The organism is Syntrophus aciditrophicus SB (genome assembly GCF_000013405.1).
Taxonomy (GTDB): domain Bacteria; phylum Desulfobacterota; class Syntrophia; order Syntrophales; family Syntrophaceae; genus Syntrophus; species Syntrophus aciditrophicus.
Map to the genome: position 1 here is coordinate 208,415 of NC_007759.1, position 19,112 is coordinate 227,526.

Annotated in this window: 19 protein-coding genes; 8 read left to right on the top strand and 11 right to left on the bottom strand. The window is 54.2% G+C overall.

The window, feature by feature from the left end; genetic code table 11:
* Nucleotides 1-13: 13 nt before the first annotated feature.
* From SYN_RS00980 to bioD, 4 genes are all read left to right on the top strand, one after another.
* Nucleotides 14-1,231, top strand: a complete 1,218-nt coding sequence (locus SYN_RS00980; protein WP_041585221.1) for a beta-ketoacyl-[acyl-carrier-protein] synthase family protein — start codon at nucleotides 14-16, stop codon at nucleotides 1,229-1,231.
* 117 nt (nucleotides 1,232-1,348) lie between these two features.
* The gene (locus SYN_RS00985) at nucleotides 1,349-1,798 is read left to right on the top strand and encodes a hypothetical protein (RefSeq protein ID WP_041584569.1); all 450 of its coding nucleotides are present in this window, start codon (nucleotides 1,349-1,351) and stop codon (nucleotides 1,796-1,798) included.
* A complete protein-coding gene (locus tag SYN_RS00990) occupies nucleotides 1,774-2,937 on the top strand; it encodes an aminotransferase class I/II-fold pyridoxal phosphate-dependent enzyme (protein WP_011416118.1) in 1,164 nt (387 codons plus the stop codon). The genes SYN_RS00985 and SYN_RS00990 overlap by 25 nt, the downstream gene beginning before the upstream one ends.
* Entirely contained in the window at nucleotides 2,918-3,637 is a 720-nt protein-coding gene (gene bioD, locus SYN_RS00995) for a dethiobiotin synthase (RefSeq protein ID WP_011416119.1), read from the top strand. The genes SYN_RS00990 and bioD overlap by 20 nt, the downstream gene beginning before the upstream one ends.
* Before the next feature lie 10 nt (nucleotides 3,638-3,647).
* On the opposite strand, the gene SYN_RS01000 is transcribed toward bioD, so the two are convergent.
* Together SYN_RS01000 and SYN_RS01005 are read right to left on the bottom strand one after the other, a co-directional pair.
* Nucleotides 3,648-4,667: a sensor domain-containing diguanylate cyclase gene (locus SYN_RS01000; RefSeq protein WP_049749861.1), complete on the bottom strand. Its 1,020-nt coding sequence runs from the start codon at nucleotides 4,665-4,667 to the stop codon at nucleotides 3,648-3,650.
* Nucleotides 4,668-4,972: 305 nt separating this feature from the next.
* Nucleotides 4,973-5,425 (bottom strand): DUF5658 family protein, encoded by a 453-nt coding sequence (locus tag SYN_RS01005; protein ID WP_148202443.1) that lies wholly within the window; start codon nucleotides 5,423-5,425, stop codon nucleotides 4,973-4,975.
* 344 nt (nucleotides 5,426-5,769) lie between these two features.
* On the opposite strand from SYN_RS01005, the gene SYN_RS01010 reads away from it, so the two are divergent.
* Both SYN_RS01010 and SYN_RS01015 read left to right on the top strand, forming a co-directional pair.
* Complete coding sequence (locus tag SYN_RS01010; RefSeq protein WP_011416122.1) at nucleotides 5,770-6,621, top strand: AAA family ATPase; 852 nt, start codon at nucleotides 5,770-5,772, stop codon at nucleotides 6,619-6,621.
* Between the two features lie 15 nt (nucleotides 6,622-6,636).
* Entirely contained in the window at nucleotides 6,637-7,830 is a 1,194-nt protein-coding gene (locus tag SYN_RS01015; protein WP_011416123.1) for a vWA domain-containing protein, read from the top strand.
* 90 nt (nucleotides 7,831-7,920) lie between these two features.
* On the opposite strand, the gene SYN_RS01020 is transcribed toward SYN_RS01015, so the two are convergent.
* The 6 genes from SYN_RS01020 to SYN_RS01045 all read right to left on the bottom strand — a co-directional run bounded on the left by SYN_RS01020 (nucleotide 7,921) and on the right by SYN_RS01045 (nucleotide 12,999).
* Entirely contained in the window at nucleotides 7,921-8,460 is a 540-nt protein-coding gene (locus SYN_RS01020; RefSeq protein WP_011416124.1) for a hydrolase, read from the bottom strand.
* Between the two features lie 44 nt (nucleotides 8,461-8,504).
* On the bottom strand, nucleotides 8,505-8,987 hold the full coding sequence (locus tag SYN_RS01025) for a DUF1003 domain-containing protein (RefSeq protein WP_041584570.1): 483 nt from the start codon (nucleotides 8,985-8,987) through the stop codon (nucleotides 8,505-8,507).
* Between the two features lie 38 nt (nucleotides 8,988-9,025).
* Complete coding sequence (locus SYN_RS01030; protein ID WP_011416126.1) at nucleotides 9,026-11,203, bottom strand: response regulator; 2,178 nt, start codon at nucleotides 11,201-11,203, stop codon at nucleotides 9,026-9,028.
* 105 nt (nucleotides 11,204-11,308) lie between these two features.
* Nucleotides 11,309-11,728 carry a secondary thiamine-phosphate synthase enzyme YjbQ gene (locus SYN_RS01035; protein ID WP_041584571.1) on the bottom strand — a complete coding sequence of 140 codons (420 nt, stop codon included), beginning with the start codon at nucleotides 11,726-11,728 and terminating at the stop codon, nucleotides 11,309-11,311.
* A gap of 90 nt (nucleotides 11,729-11,818) precedes the next feature.
* Complete coding sequence (gene sul1, locus SYN_RS01040) at nucleotides 11,819-12,658, bottom strand: sulfonamide-resistant dihydropteroate synthase Sul1 (protein WP_000259031.1); 840 nt, start codon at nucleotides 12,656-12,658, stop codon at nucleotides 11,819-11,821.
* Complete coding sequence (locus tag SYN_RS01045; RefSeq protein ID WP_000679427.1) at nucleotides 12,652-12,999, bottom strand: quaternary ammonium compound efflux SMR transporter QacE delta 1; 348 nt, start codon at nucleotides 12,997-12,999, stop codon at nucleotides 12,652-12,654. Before SYN_RS01045 ends, sul1 begins: the two co-directional genes overlap by 7 nt.
* 34 nt (nucleotides 13,000-13,033) lie before the next feature.
* Here SYN_RS01045 and SYN_RS01050 point away from each other — a divergent pair, with 34 nt between their 5' ends.
* Together SYN_RS01050 and SYN_RS14905 are read left to right on the top strand one after the other, a co-directional pair.
* Nucleotides 13,034-13,270: a hypothetical protein gene (locus SYN_RS01050; protein ID WP_148202444.1), complete on the top strand. Its 237-nt coding sequence runs from the start codon at nucleotides 13,034-13,036 to the stop codon at nucleotides 13,268-13,270.
* A gap of 410 nt (nucleotides 13,271-13,680) precedes the next feature.
* Nucleotides 13,681-14,886 carry a two-component system sensor histidine kinase NtrB gene (locus tag SYN_RS14905; RefSeq protein ID WP_049749862.1) on the top strand — a complete coding sequence of 402 codons (1,206 nt, stop codon included), beginning with the start codon at nucleotides 13,681-13,683 and terminating at the stop codon, nucleotides 14,884-14,886.
* Nucleotides 14,887-14,914: 28 nt separating this feature from the next.
* Here the strand turns inward: SYN_RS14905 and SYN_RS01060 are convergent, their stop codons facing one another.
* The 3 genes from SYN_RS01060 to recQ form a co-directional block, all read right to left on the bottom strand.
* Nucleotides 14,915-15,898, bottom strand: coding sequence for a zinc dependent phospholipase C family protein (locus SYN_RS01060; protein WP_011416130.1), 984 nt, complete (start codon nucleotides 15,896-15,898; stop codon nucleotides 14,915-14,917).
* Nucleotides 15,899-15,902: 4 nt separating this feature from the next.
* The gene (locus tag SYN_RS01065) at nucleotides 15,903-17,168 is read right to left on the bottom strand and encodes an MFS transporter (RefSeq protein WP_041584573.1); all 1,266 of its coding nucleotides are present in this window, start codon (nucleotides 17,166-17,168) and stop codon (nucleotides 15,903-15,905) included.
* Nucleotides 17,169-17,251: 83 nt separating this feature from the next.
* On the bottom strand, nucleotides 17,252-19,111 hold the full coding sequence (gene recQ / locus SYN_RS01070) for a DNA helicase RecQ (RefSeq protein WP_011416132.1): 1,860 nt from the start codon (nucleotides 19,109-19,111) through the stop codon (nucleotides 17,252-17,254).
* Between the last annotated feature and the right edge of the window lies 1 nt (nucleotide 19,112).

Genomic DNA, 19,112 nt, shown 5'->3' on the forward strand with positions numbered 1-19,112 from the left:
TCTCGCGAATCCGATGTCAACTTTCCGACGGGTCGTCATAACCGCCCTGGGGGTGATTTCCCCGCTGGGAAATTCCGCTGAACAGATCATGACCTCTCTGCGCAGCGGCCGGGTGTCCTTTGCCGCATCGGCCTCTGATCCCCAGGTGATTGTTGCTCCCGTTCGGGATTTTGAACTGGGGGCTTTTACCGGTTCCTTCAAGGAGCGCCGTTATCTCAACCGGGGTGCCCAGTTCACTGTCGCCGCGGCGATGGCCGCCGTCGGAAACGCCTCCCTCCGCAGGGAACAAATCACTGGGGCGGGTCTCTTTCTCGGCGCCGGCCCCAATATGGACATGGGGGGCGAAATTCCGGAAATCCGGCAGGGGGAAATCCAGCACGATACCCTGATGGCCCTCTGGATTCTCCGCTTCCTGCCGAACACGGCCGCCTCGGTCATTTCCATCCTTGCGGGAATCCGGGGAGATAACCTGACCGTCACCTCCGCCTGTTCCTCTTCCCTGCAGGCGATCGGCGAGGCCTTCCACAAAATACGGGACGGGTATCTCGATCTCGCCTTAGCCGGAGGCGGCGATTCCCGCCTGACGCCGGGAGCGATCCTGGCCTACCGCAAAGCGCGGGCCCTGTATGAAGGCGGCGGAAATCCCGGGGAAGCCAGTCGCCCCTTCGACAACGGAAGACGGGGATTTGTCCCTGGAGAAGGCGGGGCTGTCCTGCTTCTGGAAGAACTGGAGCACGCCCGGAGCCGGGGTGCGGCGATTATCGGGGAAGTCCGCGGTTTCGGCGCCTCCCTGGACGGATACAATGTAACGGCGCCGGAGCCGGAGGGCCGGGGCGGTCAAATGGCCCTGGAGAAGGCGCTGGCGGATGCCGGTCTTGTTCCGGGAGACGTCGATGTCGTTTCCACCCACGGGACGGGGACCCTTCTCAACGACCGCATGGAGGCCGCCCTGATCGAACGGGTTTATGCAGATCAATTGCCCCGGATACTGGCCTTCAAGTCCTGGATCGGACACCTGTCGACGGCCTGCGGGGCGATGGAAACGGCGCTCAGCATCATCTGCATGCAGAATGATTACCTGCCGGAAATCCGCAATCTCCGGGATGCCTGTTCTCCCGTAATTCCTTTCGTGCGGGAAGGCGGAAAGCGGTCCACATCCACCTGGGTCATCGAAAACTTCGGCTTCGGCGGGCAGAATGCGGTCCTGATTGTGAAACGTTATGCCCCCTGAAAGACGAAAACGAATGCTTCTATCCGATGCAGGCCTGTTTCGCTTCCCCTTCGCGGCCTTGAACATGTCCGTGATCTGGAATCGGAATAAAATAAAGATGTGGAAGGAGAGTCGAGTTTGCTGAAATCGATCCCCGGAATGACCATTGCCACAGGTCTGAGCGGATTTTCGCTTCTTGCCCGCATTACGGAAAGCACCAAAGAGCGGGTCGCTGCCCTGGCCGATCTCGCTGACGCTCCGCAATTTATCGGGTTGGAAGCGCTGGCTCAGGCGGGGGCTTATCACGTCCGTTTCCTGTGCGAATTCGAAAGGCAGGCCGTCCTCCTCATGATCCGGAACGGTCGTTTGCCTGAGGAGGAAATGCTGAACGGCCGCTATGAAATTTCAGGGACTCTGCGCAGCAGGAGCGCCTCCGTTTTCGCCTATGAGATGTCGGCGGTGAAGAGCGGCAAAGCGGTTATCGAAGGGGAATTCGTCTTTGCGGCGGTTGCCTACGATTCAAACCTGCGGGAAGAAATCCTCAAAAAACATTACGAGAAAAAATGGGCGGATTTACGAAACGGTTGAAAACACAATTGAAGCTCCACCGGCAGGCCGGTCTCTACCGGCAGCCGCCGGAAATCCTCGGCCGGGAGGGTGCTTCCCTTCACCTGGCCGAGGGCCGGGTCCTCAATTTCGCCTCCAACGACTATCTGGGACTAGGGGCGTCGGAGGTCCTGCGGAAACAGGTTGCCCGCAACTTTTGTAAATACGGTTCTTCTTCCTCTTCATCCCGCCTCGTCTCCGGCCATTATGCCCTGATTGCCGAAGCTGAAAGGGCATACGCCCGCTATTTCGGCTATGAGGAGGCTCTCTTCTTTCCCAGCGGCTATCAGGCCAACCTTGCCCTGCTGTCCACTCTCTTCGATTCCGGAACGACGCTCTTTTTTGACAAGCATATCCATGCCAGCAGCGTCAAGGGTATGGCCCTCAGTTCCGCAGAACTTGTGGGCTACAATCACAGTTCCCTGACCCACCTTGAAAAACGCCTGAAAAAAGCGGAAACAAGGGAGACCGTCGTCCTGACGGAATCCCTTTTCAGCATGGACGGCGACCTGCTGAATGTCTCCGGCCTGGCCGATCTCAAGGAGCATTACGGGTTTCTCTGCATTGTCGATGAAGCCCACGCCCTGGGCGTTCTGGGGGAGAGGGGAATCGGCGTTGCCCTGCCGGTTGCCGACATCGCCGTGGGGACCTTTGGAAAGGCCTTGGGACTCTTCGGAGCATTTCTTCTTATTCCGGCCCTGGTCAAGGAGTATCTCTTCAACTTCGCTTCCCCCCTCATCTACTCCACCACCCTTCCCGAGGCGCACGCAGCCTCGGCCATCGACATCCTGACCCTGTTGGGCGATAGCGACGAGTCCAGAAGGCATCTCCGGGAAATCAGCTCCCTCATGAAAAACCGTCTGTATGCAGAGGGTTTTTCCGTGCAGGGGGACGCCCATATCCTGGCTGTGGAAATCGGGCGGGAACAGAAGGCGCTGGAGATTTCAAACCGGCTTCGGAAAAAGGGAATATTCGTTTTGTCGGCACGCTATCCCACCGTTCCCCTGGGAAGAGCCATCCTGAGGATTGGAATGACGGCCCTGCACGGGGAGGAGGACGTCAATCACTTTATTTTGTCCCTGAAGGAGGTTATGAAAGAATATGAAAACGGAAATTCCTGACATCTATGTGATAGGCACGGATACAGGGGTCGGAAAGACCGTCCTGTCGTTCCTGTTGATGCGCTACTTCTTCGATCGGGGGGCTGTCCCCTTTTATTTCAAACCTGTGCAGACGGGGTGCCGTCATCCTTACGATACGGATTCCGATGCGAAATTCATTTATGAGAATATTCCGGAATTGAGCGGTAAGGATCCAGCCTGCTCCGTCGGATTCTGCTATCGAAATCCCAAGGCTCCTTTCTTTGCCGCGCGCAATGAAGGTCGCCAGGTCGACTGGCAGCGGATACTCGAAACTCTGGACGAAAAAAGAGCCCGTTTTGCGCCGCTGATTGTCGAAGCTGCCGGGGGCGTCTTCGTACCCATTGACGGAGAAAAGCTGGTTATTGACACGATTCCGCCCACCGGCGCCCGCCCCCTGATTGCCGCCAGGGCCGGGTTGGGGACCATCAATCACACCCTGTTGACGATTGCCGCCCTGGAACAGAGAAACATCGAACCCCTCGGAGTCATTCTTCTGGATGGAGGCGAGGTGGAAACGCCGCGGGACATGATTCTGGAGAATATCGAAGCGATAGAACGGCATTCCGGCCTGCGGGTTGCCGGTGTCGTGGGCCGGATCGCCGATTTTCAACATCTTCCTGCCGACTGTTTTAAGGGTTTGCAAATCCTGTTTGAAGGCAGGATGGGAGAACATCAGTGAGGTGGAGGGTTCAGTTTGCCGTCTTCAGAAACCGGTCCTCCGACGGAAGATGATCGGAGCCGAAGCGGCAATAGGTGTTGCGCCCTGTGCTTTTAGCCTGGTACATGGCCGTATCGGCATGTTTCATCAGAGTATCCATGTCTTCACCGTCGTCGGGATACACGGCGATACCGATGCTTGCGCTGGTAGACAGTTCGTTTCCTTCGCAGATAAAGGGCTCTTTAAAGGCTGAGACGATCTTATCAGCAACGCGGAAGCTGCTCAGTGCCTGTTTGATTTCCGGCAGCAGGATCATGAACTCGTCTCCTCCCAGACGGGCAACGGTATCTTCTTCGCGCAGCGTATGAGTCAGACGGCGTCCGACACTCTGGAGCAGCAGGTCTCCGATGTGATGACCGGCTGTGTCGTTGATTGTCTTGAACCGGTCCAGATCGAGCATCATGACCGCCATCGTCTTCCGATAGCGTTTTGCCTGAGCGATCGCCAGCACCAGCCGGTCGGTGAAGAGGATACGATTGGGCAATCCCGTCAGAACGTCATGGTAGGCCAGATGGCGGATCGCGTCTTCAATCCGCTTGCGTTCCGTTATGTCTCGCCAGACCATATAGAGAATTTTCTGCCCCTCCCAGGTGATCACGGCGAGAAGGATTTCCACGGGAAATTCTTCGCCGTTGAAGCGGCGGCACAGCCACTCCTGCTGCAGATGGCCCTTCTGCAGGGCTTCTTCCATCAGTTGATTGGCCTTGTCAAAGGAAAGGCTTCCATCAGGCTGCATCCGGGGAGAGAAGGCTGACGGATGACGGTCGATCAGTTCTTCCTTGGAGGAACAACGCAGCATCTTCACCATGGTGTCATTGCAGTCGATCATCAGCTTGCCGTCGGAAAGAAAGATGCCTTCCGGAGAATGTTCAAAAAGGATGCGGAACTTTGCATCCGGACTTTTTTCGGCAATGACGCCGGACATCTCCCCACGTAATGCAGCCAATTCCCTGATCAGTTGTTTTCTGGTCTTTTCTTCGTCCTTCATCATTCCGGGGCCTTTTGGGGCATGCATTCCCGCCCCGATGTCCGACAAATTCCGAGTGGATATCTGGAGTATGACCGGGAAAGGATCGCTGGTATCCAGAATACGGCATGAGAATTCATTAACAGAACAATGAGCGATCTCACAATGCCAGCTTAGTTTGAACTATTTACCCTGACTGTCTGCAAATGTCAAAAACTTCTTTTCTATTGAAGGATTATGGGAATAATCGACCATCCAGGGGGGCTCGGGAATGCGGAATCCTGCAGCAATTCCTGTCCGGGAGAGCATTGGGCCCGCGAGGGTCGGATTCAGAGAAGGGTTTTTTTCTGAGATGCCCGCACTACCGGGACGGCATGATGAGAGGACCTTTTTTTCAGATGCCTGAGGGTTCTGAAATTGTTCCCGACAATGGCGAGATAGATCAGACAGCAGAAAACACCCGTCAGGAGCGCCGTATGCTGATCCGAAGCAGCCATAAGCATGATGACCGCTGTCACGACGGCCGCTTTTACCGGGATGAAAAGATGGTTCCGCATCAGGAAACGGACGAGAGGATTGGCCTCATAGCCGCCCTGCTCCAGGGCGAGCCGGGTGGTGTATACGTCCAGGATATTCAGAATAATTATGAGCAGGGTGACGGCGAAAAGGGCTGCTTTCATGATGTGTGACCCGTAAATTCCTCCTCCCCGGAAGATTTTCCACAGCCATCCGAAAAAAAGAGGCCGGGCGGTCAGCCGGGAACTTTGAGCATATGTGATCATATAAATTAATCCACACGCGGAACCGAGGTTGTTTTTATAGCATAAAAGGGCCGCAAACCGGGCAGGGAAATGTTCCGTCACTTTAACCGGCTGTAATTCCTTCTTCTGTTCGCTGTCAACAGCGTTTCGAAGCAGAATGAAAAGCTTCTCCCGCGGGACGCCTCATTTTTATTATCTCTTTGATTTTGCATGCAAATATTTAAATCTTGACAAGGTTGCGGGGCATGGATTATAGCTTGGCGACCTGAGAAAAAATGTGTTCAAAACCATTCTGAATATCAGGAATATGATCATTTTCTGCAATTAACCCCGGTGTTATGAATCGGGTATAAGGAGTTTATGTTATGAGTTCTGATAAACAGTTGCGTCGGTTCAAGGGAGCCTCGAAATATATTCTCGACGAGGAACTCTCCAAAATCGTAAACGTTTCTATTGCCATTGAAATGCCGCTTCTGTTGAAGGGTGAGCCGGGTACGGGAAAAACCATGCTGGCTCACGCGATAGCGGAAAGTCTTCAGATGCCGCTGATTATCCTGAATGTCAAATCAAGCATGAAGCTGCTGGAAGCGCTTTATCAGTATGACACCCTGACTCGACTGAACGACAGCCGTTTTGGTGATTCTCAGCGGGATGTCAGCAATATCGAAGAATATATCAAAATGGGAAAAATCGGCCAGGCCTTTGTTTCCGACGTGCGCACGGTTCTGCTCATCGACGAGATCGATAAGGCCGATACGGATTTTCAGGATGACATGCTGGATGTGCTCGATCAGATGCAGTTCGACATCATCGAGATCGACAAGACGATCCAGGCGAAGCACCGGCCGGTGATCGTGATCACATCCAATGCCAAAAAAGATCTGTCGGATCCCTTCCTGGGGCGATGCAATTTCCATCACATTGCCTTTCCCGATCCTGATGTGATGCGACAGATCGTCAATGTCCATTTCCCCAACATTCATGATGACATAGCGGAAGCCTGCATTACCACGTTTTATCGGCTGCGGGAATTTCGCGGCATCGAGAAAAAACCGGCGACGCGGGAACTGATCAACTGGATTCGCGCCCTTCATGCCGATCCTGATTTCAATGTCAAGAAACTGCACAAGGGAGAGTCGCCCTATCTCGGCATTCTGTTCAAGAAGAGCGGGGATTTGAATCTTGCCATGCAGCAGATATCACGCCTGAGGATATAAGGGGGGGGGAGTTTCTTGTTTATCCAGTTTTTTTACACCCTCCGGGAAAAAGGGATCCCCGTTTCCCCCACCTCTTTCCTGCGCCTTCAGAAGGCGCTGAGCATGGGGCTGGTGACCTCCCTGGAAGATTTTTACATGACAGCCCGTTCCATCCTGATCAAGAGCGAACGGTATTTTGATCTCTACGATCAGATCTTCGCTTTCCATTTCAAGGGCGTGGCTTTGACCGAGCCGGATATTGCCGAACTGACGGATGTTGTGCGGGCCATGCTGGAAGACTGGCTGAAAAATCCTGAGGATCTGGCCCGGGCGCTGGGCATCGACGAAAAAGAGTTCAAGAAGATGACGCCTGAAGAGCTCGTGCAGTATTTTCTGGATCGCCTTAAGGATCAGAAGGAGGAGCATCACGGGGGGCATAAGTGGATCGGCACCCGGGGGACGTCACCCGTCGGTCATTCCGGTTACCATCCCGGAGGGATGCGGGTCGGTGGCCGCTCCCGCAACAAATCGGCGATCAAGGTAGCCATGGAACGACGCTATAAGGATTATTCGCTGGATGGACCCCTGACCGAACACCAGATGGGGGAAGCCCTGAAGCGGCTGCGGCAGATGGTTCCCGAAGGACCGAAGGATATCGTCAATGTTGAAAAAACCATCTATGAAACGATGCGTAACGCCGGGGAAATCGAGATTGTCCATGACCGACGCATGACGGACCGCCTCAAGGTGATTTTAATGATCGACAATGGCGGCTGGTCGATGGAACCTTACATCGATGTTGTGCAGACTCTGTTCAATTATGCCCGCTCCCAGTTCAAGGATCTGAAAATCTATTATTTCCACAATACCGTTTATGATGTCGTCTGGCAGGATCCGCAGCGGTATTACAAACCGGAGTTCATTGAGGATTTTGCCCGGAAGGATCCGGAGACGCGGCTGATCATGGTGGGGGATGCCAGCATGGCGCCGTCGGAACTCATGCATCTGCACGGCGGCATCTACTTTCATGATCGCTCTTCCACGCCGAGCATTGAACGCCTCAAACTTCTGACGCGGACCTTCCGCCACTCCGTCTGGCTCAATCCCCAACCGGATTGGGAGTGGCGGCATACCTGGACCATCGGGATCATACAGGATGTCTTTCCCATGTTCGAACTGACCCTTGACGGCCTGGAAAAAGCCGTCAAGCACCTTGTTTCCCGCAACTGAGTTTTTATTCTCACCCGGGGGAGCGTCCATCGCAGCAGTTGATTTCCTCCTTCCGCCCCGGGGCGAAAAGATGCGTTTCCCCTCGTTGCGCTATTTCACTATCCTGAAAATGTCCTTGAATTTCTCATGAGCGGCCGTTTTCAGAAGTTCAAAGAGAACGCTCTCGGTGCTGGTGATCGTGCCACCGGCATCCCGGATCAGTTGCAGCCCGATCTCGCGGTTTCCCGCCGTACGTGAGGAGACGGCATCGGAGACGACAAAAACCGGATAACCCGCCGAGATCAGATCGAGGGCGGTCTGATAAACGCAGATGTGTGTTTCAATCCCCGTCAACAGGATCTGTTCACACCCCGTCTTCTTCAGAGCCTGCATAAAGACGTCGTTCTGGCAGCAACTGAAGCTTTCCTTGGCAATGGGCGTCACCCCATGCAGGAGGTTTGAGATTTCGGGGATCGTCGGTCCCAGTTTGGCGGGAATCTGTTCCGTGACGATCAGAGGGATATCGAAAACCTGAATTCCCTGAATCATCTTTCGTGCATTCTCGAGGAGGGCATCCCTGTCAGCCATCGCCTGAGCCAGGTTGCCCTGGAAATCAATTACCACCAGAACCGTTCTTTCGGCAGTCAACATTGTGAAGGTCTCCTTTCCTGTTGGAATTAATTAATGCTTTGAATTCACGGCAGTCTGTCTGCTCCGCCGGCCTGTTCCCTGTCCGCCTGAAGCGCAGCAAGTCGGCGATGAATTTCTTGCAGGGCTTCGTCCTGTGCGGCCAGATGATCAAGAATCGCCCGCAGTTCTTCTTCCTCTTTAAGGTTCAGTTCATAATTGTGATGGGCTTCCAGTCGGTCCCGTTCCGCCTGGCGGTTTTCGCTGATCATGACGATCGAAGCCGTGTATGCCGACTGCAGGGATAAAACAAGATTCATGAAGATGAAGGGATAGGGGTCCCAGGGGGTGATCCAGGCTACCAGATTGAGGATAAACCAGCCAGCCAGGAGAAGACTTTGAATAATCAGAAAGCGCCATGATCCAACTGTTCCTGCAATCAGGTCGGCCGCCTTCTGGCTCAAGGTCGGTTTTTCCTGAAGCAGCTCGTTGATATTGCAGACTGGCGGGTGCCGATGCTGGTATGGTTCTGGAAAACGAAGTGAACTCATAAAATTCACCTCCTTTCTTTCTCGAAGGCAGTATGCCTTTACACCGCAGGAACCGAATCCAGTACCCGGCGAATAACCGTGGCAAGTTCTTTCATGAACAGAGGTTTCATGATGAATTCCCTGATACCCAGTTCTTTGGCTTCTTTCTCTGTAATGAATTCGCTGTAGCCTGTGCAGAGGATAATCGGGATATCGCCGCGGATCTGAAGAAGGTGGCGCGAAAGAACGGTGCCCGTCATCTGTGGCATGGTCATATCCGTGATGATCAGATCAAAAAGAGAGGGCGTCCGGCGAAAAGTTTCCAGCGCTTCAAGGCTGTTGCATATTCCTGTAACACGGTAGCCCAGGGTTCGGAGCGTTTCCTGGCCCATCTCAACGAGAGCGGTCTCATCGTCGACAAACAGGATGTGTTCACTGCCGCAGGGCAGGATTTCCTCTTCTTCTTGAATGAATGTTAAATTGTCATCGACACGGGGAAGAAATACCTGGAAGGTGGCGCCTTTTCGGGGAACGCTGTCAACGGTAACCATGCCGTTGTACTTTTTCACAATGCCGTAAACGACGGACAATCCCAGCCCTGTGCCTTCTCCCGGGCTTTTAGTGGTAAAGAAGGGTTCAAAGATGCGGTTCTGAATATCCGGCGGGATCCCCTGTCCCGTGTCCCGGATGGTCAGTACGACGTATGATCCCGGTTCGAGCTGGAAGTCCGGCACGATCTCCGCGGCGCCAATGTCACGGTTCTTCAGGGATACCTCCAGAACACCCCCGGTTTCACGCATGGCATGAGCGGCATTGGTGCAGAGATTCATCATGATCTGATGAATTCGGGTTGGATCAGCCATAATGGTGCTTTTTGTCGCTGCGATATCCTGACGGATTTCAATCGTCGCAGGGAGAGAGGAACGGAGAAGCTTCAGGGATTCTTTGATGAGAAGAGCGGGTTGCACGGGTTTGTGCTCGTGGTCGCTGTGCCGGCTGAAGGTCAGGATCTGCTGAACCAGGTCTTTGGCCCGTTCGCTGATTCTGATGATTCGTTCCAGTTTAGGCCGCCAGGGACTGTCGTAGAGGCCATGGAGAGTGATTTCCGCATATCCGATGATAGCACCGAGAATATTGTTGAAATCATGGGCGATTCCCCCAGCCAGGGTGCCGATGGCCTCCATCTTCTGGGCGCGGAAAAGCTGTTTCTCCAAGGCCAGTCGTTCCTCCTCAGCCTGTTTCTGGGCACTGATATTAACGAAACTTTCAACGATATGAGGCTGGCCGTGCAAGGTCATGATGGATGCGGTTCTCAGGATGGGAAGCAGGTTTCCCGATGCCGTCCTGAGCAGGTGCTCCGACTGGCTTCCGACCCTTTCAGGAAATTCGATGGGGCATCCGCTCAGGTCCGGAAAGATGAAACGACAGCAGCATTCTCCCAGAATCGTCTCCCGGGGCAGTCCGATCATCTCGGCAGCCGAGGCATTGACTTCGACAATGCGTTTCGTCTGAGCGTTGATCACCAGAAAGCCCGTATGGATGTGGTTCAGGATATGCTGAAGCTGCTGTTCACTCTGCCTGAGGGTCTGTTCAGCGGCCTCCCTGCGGGCGATTTCCGCACGCAACTCCGCGGTTCTTGCTTCAACGCGATGTTCCAGACATTCGTTCAGTATCCTCAATTCCTGCTGAGCTGCAATCAGATCCCTGTTTTTTTCGATGGCCGTTTCATAGGACGAAAGAAGAAGATTTGCTGTCTTATGAAGATCTGCGGTAATGTGATAGGATGAGTTGCCGAAAGCAAGGGTGATGCTTTCCCGGGAATATCTTTCCTCTGTCCGCTTCACGCCGGACAGCAGGCGTTTGACATGGGAGGCAAGGACGACATCTTTGCAGGGTTTCGTTATGAAGTCGTCGGCTCCGCACTCAAGACTCCTGACGACATCCCGGGGATCGGAAAGAATGGTTAAGAGGATGACGGGAATCGTCCGCAGATCCGGTTGACCTTTCAGCCATCGGCACAATGCGTAGCCGTCCATTTCGGGCATGAGGACATCGCTGATGATCAGATCCGGCCGAGTCAGGCTCAGAAAGCGTACTGCTTCCCTCCCGTTGCGAACATGCTCTGTCTGATAGCCGGTTTCTTCCAGGATGTGTTTTAAATGTTCGGCCTGGGTCGGGCTGTCTTCAACAATCAGAATCTCTCCAGCCCGGTTGGATACGGTTCCTGTCACTTTCATGTTTTCGCCTCTGTAGTTTATTTAACAGTAATCGAATTCGGAATTCAGGAAGTAATCTCATCTTTCAAGTGCCAGAATATGTTATGATCAAAAATAAGGCCGGTTTTATTCTCCGATCATCTTCACCAGAACCCTCTTCTCCCTGAGGCCGTCAAACTCGCCATAAAATATCTGCTCATACGGTCCTAAATCCAGGATGCCATTCGTTATGGCAACAACAACTTCTCTTCCCATGATCTGTCTTTTCAAGTGGGCGTCTCCGTTCGTACCGCCGGTGTCGTTATGGCGATATTTGGCAATGGGTTCATGAGGGGCAAGTTTTTCCAGCCAATATTCATAATCCAGAAGCAAACCGGGTTCATCGCCGTTGATGAAGACCGATGCCGTTATATGTCTTGCGTTAATCAGCGCAAAACCTTCCTTTATTTCGCTTTCTTTGAGGCATTGCTCAATCTTTTCCGTAATATTTAAAAAACCTATTCTGCTCGGAATCTCAATCCACAATTCTTTTCTGAATGATTTCATATGGTTCAATCCTTTCCTGCTGCAAGATTATTTCCCGCATTTTAGCGGAACCTGACCAGGGTCCGCTAGCGGGCGGCCGGAAGGTGAATGCTAGGCATGATCTAACCCTCGGTCTCTGGCGTCGCGACTGCGAAATTTCGCGAGGGTTTCCGAGAAGGTGATTGCGCTTCGCAGATCTCCAGGCGCGTGGGTGCGGACGTAGTCAGCGCCATTGCCGATCGCGTGAAGTTCCGCCGCAAGGCTCGCTGGACCCAGATCCTTTACAGGAAGGCCAACGGTGGCGCCCAAGAAGGATTTCCGCGACACCGAGACCAATAGCGGAAGCCCCAACGCCGACTTCAGCTTTTGAAGGTTCGACAGCACGTGCAGCGATGTTTCCGGTGCGGGGCTCAAGAAAAATCCCATCCCCGGATCGAGGATGAGCCGGTCGGCAGCGACCCCGCTCCGTCGCAAGGCGGAAACCCGCGCCTCGAAGAACCGCACAATCTCGTCGAGCGCGTCTTCGGGTCGAAGGTGACCGGTGCGGGTGGCGATGCCATCCCGCTGCGCTGAGTGCATAACCACCAGCCTGCAGTCCGCCTCAGCAATATCGGGATAGAGCGCAGGGTCAGGAAATCCTTGGATATCGTTCAGGTAGCCCACGCCGCGCTTGAGCGCATAGCGCTGGGTTTCCGGTTGGAAGCTGTCGATTGAAACACGGTGCATCTGATCGGACAGGGCGTCTAAGAGCGGCGCAATACGTCTGATCTCATCGGCCGGCGATACAGGCCTCGCGTCCGGATGGCTGGCGGCCGGTCCGACATCCACGACGTCTGATCCGACTCGCAGCATTTCGATCGCCGCGGTGACAGCGCCGGCGGGGTCTAGCCGCCGGCTCTCATCGAAGAAGGAGTCCTCGGTGAGATTCAGAATGCCGAACACCGTCACCATGGCGTCGGCCTCCGCAGCGACTTCCACGATGGGGATCGGGCGAGCAAAAAGGCAGCAATTATGAGCCCCATACCTACAAAGCCCCACGCATCAAGCTTTTGCCCATGAAGCAACCAGGCAATGGCTGTAATTATGACGACGCCGAGTCCCGACCAGACTGCATAAGCAACACCGACAGGGATGGATTTCAGAACCAGAGAAAGAAAATAAAATGCGATGCCATAACCGATTATGACAACGGCGGAAGGGGCAAGCTTAGTAAAGCCCTCGCTAGATTTTAATGCGGATGTTGCGATTACTTCGCCAACTATTGCGATAACAAGAAAAAGCCAGCCTTTCATGATATATCTCCCAATTTGTGTTCGGAAAGAAATTGTGAAAACAAGGCTTCTGGAGCTTGACGATGAGCTTGCCAGTCCTATTTCTGGAAAAATCCGGGAAGCTCCTGTCTTCTGTTCTGAAATTGCCGGTGGACAGGCAACAGCCGCAAGCGCCCTGAAGGGAGATAGCATGCCGGATAGAGAGCCGGATATCAGGCCTCTTGAACTTCAAGGCAAGGGAAACGATCACATCAAGATGACCAGAAATGCTGCCCGATGCCATGTTCTATAAGCGATTTTCGAATCCTTGAGGCACGGTAACTCGCTTGAAAAGGAATGAAGAGTGAGTATTTCGGACGCAACGTATCCGATTTGATAAGGCCTGTCAATCGTTAATCAACTTTTATGAGAATGTTTGAAGTTCGTAATTTTGGGATGCGTTTTACAACATGTTGTAATTAAGTGCTATCGTCTATGCCATTCAATATATCTTCGAATTGATTCATCAGATTTTACAGCTTTCGGGCGGGTTGCAGTTTTTACTGCCTTCCATCTACCGTGTCGTAGATTGAGCCCATAAATGAGCTTGACCCATTGAAAATATTAGTATTTATTTTCTCGTCCTCTTTGGATTGTGCGTCACTTAAATGTTCCCACATTATCCTGTCTGCGGGAATTCGTGGAGAAGGAGGTTTGCAGAGTATGAAAACGCTTCCGTTGTCGCGGTGCGGAGAGAAAGAGAATCTATCGTGGCCGTTATTCTGCAGTAACCGGCGAAAAGAAACGGCAAAAAGGGAGAGTTCTGCCCGGGAACCTCTGGAATCTGATCAGAATAATCTCCGCCGGATTCTGGACAGTCTGGACGCCGGGGCTTACGTGACCGACATGGAAACCTGTGAGATTCTTTACATTAATCGCCATCTCCGGTATATCTGCGGCGATGTGGAAGGGCGAATCTGCTGGCAGGTCTTTCAGAAAAACCAGGATGGCCCCTGTCCTTTCTGCAACAATGGGCGGCTGGTCAATGAAAGGGGAGAGCCTGAGCGGGTTCTGTTGCGGGAGGTCAAAAACACCCGGAATCAGCGCTGGTATGAATGTCGGGACAGCGCCGTGTCCTGGTTCGACGGCCGGATTGTCCGTCTCGAAATCTTTACGGATATTACTGAACGGAAACGGAAGGAGGAAGAATACGCCCGGAAAATGAAGCTCGAGACCCTGTGTGTCCTGGCTGAGGATATCATCCATGACTTTAACAATCTGCTGTCCGTGAGCATGGGATATCTGTCGCTGGCTCGGCTGAATGTGCCGCCGTACGATCCGGCTTCGCAGTTCCTTGAAAAGACAGAGGAAGCTTTTATGAAATCCGGGAAACTGGCTGCCCGGCTGTTCGCTTTAATCGGGCAGGAGGGCAAACCTTTCCATCGCAGAGTGTCTCCGGATGTTCTTCTGCTGGATTCTGTCCGCCTTTTTCTGAGGGGGTCCGACCTCAAAAGCGCCTTTGTCCTTGCCGCCCCCCTTTGGACGGTTTGCGTCGATGAGAATCAGATCAGGCAGGTGATCTTTCATCTTCTTCAGAACGCGCGGCAGGCCATGCCGCAAGGGGGGCAGGTAACTATCCGAGCGGAAAATGTTTTTCTGAATGCCGGGGAGAAAGGGGATCTGCCTGTCGGTTCCTATGTCCGCTGGTCAGTTGAAGACCGGGGGATTGGCATTTCTTCAGAGATTCTCCCCCGGGTATTCGATCCGGGTTTTGCTGCCTGGCCGGACGACAACCGAGAAAAATCCGGTTGGGGACTTGCTGTCTCCCGTTCGATTGTGCGCAGACATCAGGGGCTTATCGATTGCCGTTCGGAACCGGGAGTTGGAACAACGATGATTGTGTACCTGCCGGCGGAAACGGTTCCATGAAAAAGCTGAGGGTGATTACCGTCCGGCATTACAGGTCCAGTGGCACAAGCGTGTCGAAAAAACGCATCCTAAGGCTTCGGTCAGGGGGCAGCCCGGAGTAAAGCGAAGGAAAAGTGGCTCCGGCCAGGCGCTGTTTCAAATCGGCCTGGCGTTCGAGGTTATCGATTCGGTCCAGAAATTCCAGTGCCAGGGCAACGGTTCTGTCCTGCAGATCATTGGTCGATTCGTTTCTTTCCTCCCCCGTCACGGGGTGGCGGTAAACGAGGGGGCGCTGGAAAAAACGGGGATCAGCTTCCTGGCAGGTGGCATAAAACAGCGCTTCAACGGGCTTGACCCGGCGGGCCTGCCGGGGCCAAAGGATATCGATCAGCTCGATGAACTGGTGAATCCGTTTCTGATGAATCAGGACGTGAATAAGGGCATGCTGCCACACCGCCAGTTTCAGGGACGAGTCTTTCAACAGGACCCTGCCGAAATAAAGAAGATTCAGAAGTCTCATGAAGGCTCTTTCTTCATTTTCCCGATGCCGGTAAAGGGCGGGAAGAAGCAGATTCCGGAACGAAGCGTTTCCGTTCCGGCTGAGAAAAGAAAGATCCAGGGCGGTTTCGAGACGGCGGTGGCGAGCCTTGGCACGGGCGGCCTGATTTGGCGGGACGCCCTCGTCGCTGCCGCTGAAATAGTAAATGAAGGGGTGAAAAACCGCATCCGCAGCCACGTGGGTCAGGGCTCCTGCCAGAAAAGGCCGGTATCCTTCAGGCAGAGTTTCGAGGTTTCTTGCCAGCGGGCCGAAAGGATTGAAGGCGCGGGAAGCATTGTAACCGTGCAGCCGCTGTGCCGCCGCAAGCAGATTAGACCGGTTCTGCCCGGTCACGACATAATAGGGCGTATCAAAGACAATCGCGCCAAGATAATAAAGAGCCTTGTTTTCGCGAATTTCCATTTTCAGCAGTCCGTCGGGCATGGCCTGCCAGGTTTGTTCAGCCAGAATCCAGTGTGTCGCTTCCTTCGGCATGATTTTATTCCTCCCTTGTGCCGACAGATATGGGAACCCGGGAAAGAAGAAGTCCGCCGATCAGAAAAAGGACCACGAGACTCAGTATTCCGTAACGGGACTGACCGGTAATCCGGCTGGCCAGGGCCATCAGCAGGGGACCGAGAATTGTCGCGAATTTCCCGAAAATGTTATAAAAGCCGAAAAACTCAGCCGATTTTTCTTTGGGGATGAGACGGCCGAAAAAGGAACGGCTGAGGGCCTGAATGCCCCCTTGGGAACTGGCTACAAGAACCGCCAGGATCCAGTAAAAAAGAGTTCTGATCTGCGCCGTGGGCATTGAAGGAAGGGCGTAGGCAATCAGGACGATGATTCCGTAAACTCCCATGCCCGCATAAAGCATGGGCTTTGTTCCCACACGGTCGGCCAGCTTCCCGTAGAGCAGGGCGAAAGGAAAGGCGAGAATCTGGATAACCAGGATGATCGTCAAAAGCTGAGTCGTCGTCATCCCGATATCCACCCCGTAAGCGGTTGCCATGCGGATGATCGTATCCACCCCGTCAATGTAGAAAAAATAGGCTGCCAGAAAAAGAAACGCCGGGCGATACCGGCGGATTTCCCGGAATGTGGCGGCCAGTCGCCGAAGGCTGCGGCGCAGGGGGTGGGCCGATGCTGGAATGTAATGCCGCTGGTGGACATTCCGGATCATGGGAAGGGAAAAGATCAGCCACCAGAGGGCCGTGATGACAAAGGCGGCACGGGTGGCCTGTAGAGGCGAATCGAAGCCGGCGAAGGCGGGCCTCTGAATGAGGATCATGCCCAGAATAAAAGGAACTGTGCTTCCTATATATCCCCAGGCGAAGCCGTTCGCTGAAATCCAGTCCATTTTCCTGTCATTGGTAACATCGACCAGAAAGGCGTCGTAGAAGATGTTGGCTCCGGCATAGCCTATGTAGGCGGCCACATACAGAAAAAGGCACAATGCCTGGTCTCCCTCGCCGGGGACGGTCAGCATCAGGGTAAAGATCACGCCAAGAAGCAGAAATCCCAGAAAAAACCGTTTTTTCCATCCTTGATAATCGGCCAGGGTCCCCAGGAAGGGGGCAAGCAGCGCCAGCAGGAGAGACGCGAAGGCGTTCGCCAGTCCCCAGTTCGCCGTGGAGACGGCGCTGTCCACGCCTCGGGCGGCCACGTTTTTAAAGAAAATGGGCATAACAGCCGTGGCAATCGTCAAAATGAAGGCGGAGTTGGCCACATCGTAGAGAATCCAGCTTTTTTCTTCCCGGGTCATTGATTCGGATTCCTGAAATTCAGTTTTGCATTGAAATGTCTCGGTGTTTATCATGTTTGACGGGTAAGCGGAATGATTTTTTCTCAGCCCGGCAAACCCTGTGTCCTGTTCTTCTTTTTTTCCACAGAGCTGTCGATAAATCGCCGGATCTCCTCCAGGAAATCCGGCCCGTAGCGTGCCGTCTTGTGCGCGCCGACGCCGTGGATTTGCTGAAAAGCCTCGGGATCGGCGGGCAGGAAGGCTGCCATCTGCGCCAGGGAGGCGTCGCTGAAAATGATATAGGGCGGAACGCCGGCCATGTCGGCCAGTTTCTTGCGCAAAGTGCGCAGCCTTTCGAACAGGGCTGCGGAGTCGTCGGGATATTCATCTCTCGCTTTTTGCCCGCCCTTGCGCCTATGTGTAAGAGACGCTGTCTCCGTTTTCACGCGTGGTTCCGCCATGGACAAGGTCTGTTCCCCGCGCAGCAGCGGTCGGGCGGCGTCCGTGAGTTTGAGCACCGAATAATTGCCCACATCCTGTTCCAGGAAGCCATTGTGAACCAGATGATGGAGCAGGCTGCCCCAGTATTCCTGGCTCCTGTTCCGGCCGATCCCATAGGTTGACAATCGGTCATGGTGAAGTTCAAGCACGCGCTCCTTTTGCGATCCGCGCAGCACATCGATGACGTGACCCATGCCGAAGCGCTGTCCCACCCGATAGACGCAGGACAGGGCCTTGCGGGAGTCTTCCGTCACATCGACCAGTCGCGGTGGGTTAAGGCAGATATCGCAGTTGCCGCAATCCTCCGCGAGGGATTCCCCGAAATAACCCAGCAGGATACGGCGGCGGCAGCTCAGGGCTTCGGCATATCCCACCATGGCATTGAGTTTGTGAAGTTCGATCCGTCTGCGTTCGGGATTTTTTGAGTTCTCGATCAGACCGCGGGCCAGGGAAATATCGCCATAGCCGAAGAGCAGCAGAGCCTCAGCCGGAAGGCCGTCACGGCCGGCTCGCCCCGTTTCCTGGTAATAGCTTTCAATATTTTTCGGTATGTCGTAATGGACCACCCAGCGGATGTTGGACTTGTCAATTCCCATGCCGAAGGCCACTGTGGCCACGATGATCCGGATATCATCGCGCAGAAAATCCTCCTGCACCTGCTTCCGCGCTCCCGCCGGGAGCCCCGCGTGGTAGGGAGCCGCCTGGAAGCCGGCTTCGGTAAGTGCTCCGGCCACCTTTTCCACCCGCTGGCGGCTCAGGCAGTAAACGATGCCGGTCCCCTTATACCGCGGTTGTAAAAAGGTCGTCAACTGCGCGAAAGGCTTTCTTTTTTCAAGAACGGTATAGCGGATATTGGGCCGGTCGAATCCAGAGATGTAGGATCTGGCCTGCCGGAGGCCCAGGCGCTCCAGAATATCCCGGCGGGTGTGCGCCTCGGCCGTGGCGGTCAGGGCGATCAGGGGAATTTCAGGGAAAAGGCCCCGAAGCCGGCCCAACTGCCGGTATTCCGGACGGAAGTCGTGCCCCCACTGGGAAATGCAATGCGCTTCGTCAATAGCGAACAGAGCGATGGGGATGTCGTTGAGCCGTTCGAGAAACTCCCGGCTCATCAAGCGCTCCGGGGCGATATAGATGAGATCTAACTTCCCGCCGTGGAGTCGGGCCAGGACTTTGCGTGCTTCCGTGCCGCTTAGAGAGGAATTGTAGAATGCCGCTTTCACACCATAGGCCTTAAGGGAATCCACCTGATCCTTCATCAGGGAAATCAGCGGAGAAACCACGATCCCCACCCCCGGACGATGGAGGGCCGGAAGCTGATAACAAAGGGATTTGCCGCCGCCTGTGGGCATCAGGACAAAGGCGTCCTCGCCACGGATAAGCCCGTCGACAATCTCCTGCTGGTGCAGTCGGAACGCGTCGTACCCGAAGATTTTTTTCAGGCTTTCAAGTGGGGTTTGAATCATG

Excerpts from the sequence above, each read along its gene's own strand:
- SYN_RS00980 (WP_041585221.1), top strand. The coding sequence starts at position 14 with ATGTCAACTTTCCGACGGGTCGTCATAACCGCCCTGGGGGTGATTTCC.
- SYN_RS00990 (WP_011416118.1), top strand. The coding sequence starts at position 1,774 with ATGGGCGGATTTACGAAACGGTTGAAAACACAATTGAAGCTCCACCGG.
- bioD (WP_011416119.1), top strand. The coding sequence starts at position 2,918 with ATGAAAACGGAAATTCCTGACATCTATGTGATAGGCACGGATACAGGG.
- SYN_RS01000 (WP_049749861.1), bottom strand. The coding sequence starts at position 4,667 with ATGATGAAGGACGAAGAAAAGACCAGAAAACAACTGATCAGGGAATTG.
- SYN_RS01005 (WP_148202443.1), bottom strand. The coding sequence starts at position 5,425 with ATGATCACATATGCTCAAAGTTCCCGGCTGACCGCCCGGCCTCTTTTT.
- SYN_RS01010 (WP_011416122.1), top strand. The coding sequence starts at position 5,770 with ATGAGTTCTGATAAACAGTTGCGTCGGTTCAAGGGAGCCTCGAAATAT.
- SYN_RS01020 (WP_011416124.1), bottom strand. The coding sequence starts at position 8,460 with ATGTTGACTGCCGAAAGAACGGTTCTGGTGGTAATTGATTTCCAGGGC.
- SYN_RS01025 (WP_041584570.1), bottom strand. The coding sequence starts at position 8,987 with ATGAGTTCACTTCGTTTTCCAGAACCATACCAGCATCGGCACCCGCCA.
- SYN_RS01030 (WP_011416126.1), bottom strand. The coding sequence starts at position 11,203 with ATGAAAGTGACAGGAACCGTATCCAACCGGGCTGGAGAGATTCTGATT.
- SYN_RS01035 (WP_041584571.1), bottom strand. The coding sequence starts at position 11,728 with ATGAAATCATTCAGAAAAGAATTGTGGATTGAGATTCCGAGCAGAATA.
- sul1 (WP_000259031.1), bottom strand. The coding sequence starts at position 12,658 with ATGGTGACGGTGTTCGGCATTCTGAATCTCACCGAGGACTCCTTCTTC.
- SYN_RS01045 (WP_000679427.1), bottom strand. The coding sequence starts at position 12,999 with ATGAAAGGCTGGCTTTTTCTTGTTATCGCAATAGTTGGCGAAGTAATC.
- SYN_RS14905 (WP_049749862.1), top strand. The coding sequence starts at position 13,681 with ATGAAAACGCTTCCGTTGTCGCGGTGCGGAGAGAAAGAGAATCTATCG.
- SYN_RS01060 (WP_011416130.1), bottom strand. The coding sequence starts at position 15,898 with ATGCCGAAGGAAGCGACACACTGGATTCTGGCTGAACAAACCTGGCAG.
- SYN_RS01065 (WP_041584573.1), bottom strand. The coding sequence starts at position 17,168 with ATGACCCGGGAAGAAAAAAGCTGGATTCTCTACGATGTGGCCAACTCC.
- recQ (WP_011416132.1), bottom strand. The coding sequence starts at position 19,111 with ATGATTCAAACCCCACTTGAAAGCCTGAAAAAAATCTTCGGGTACGAC.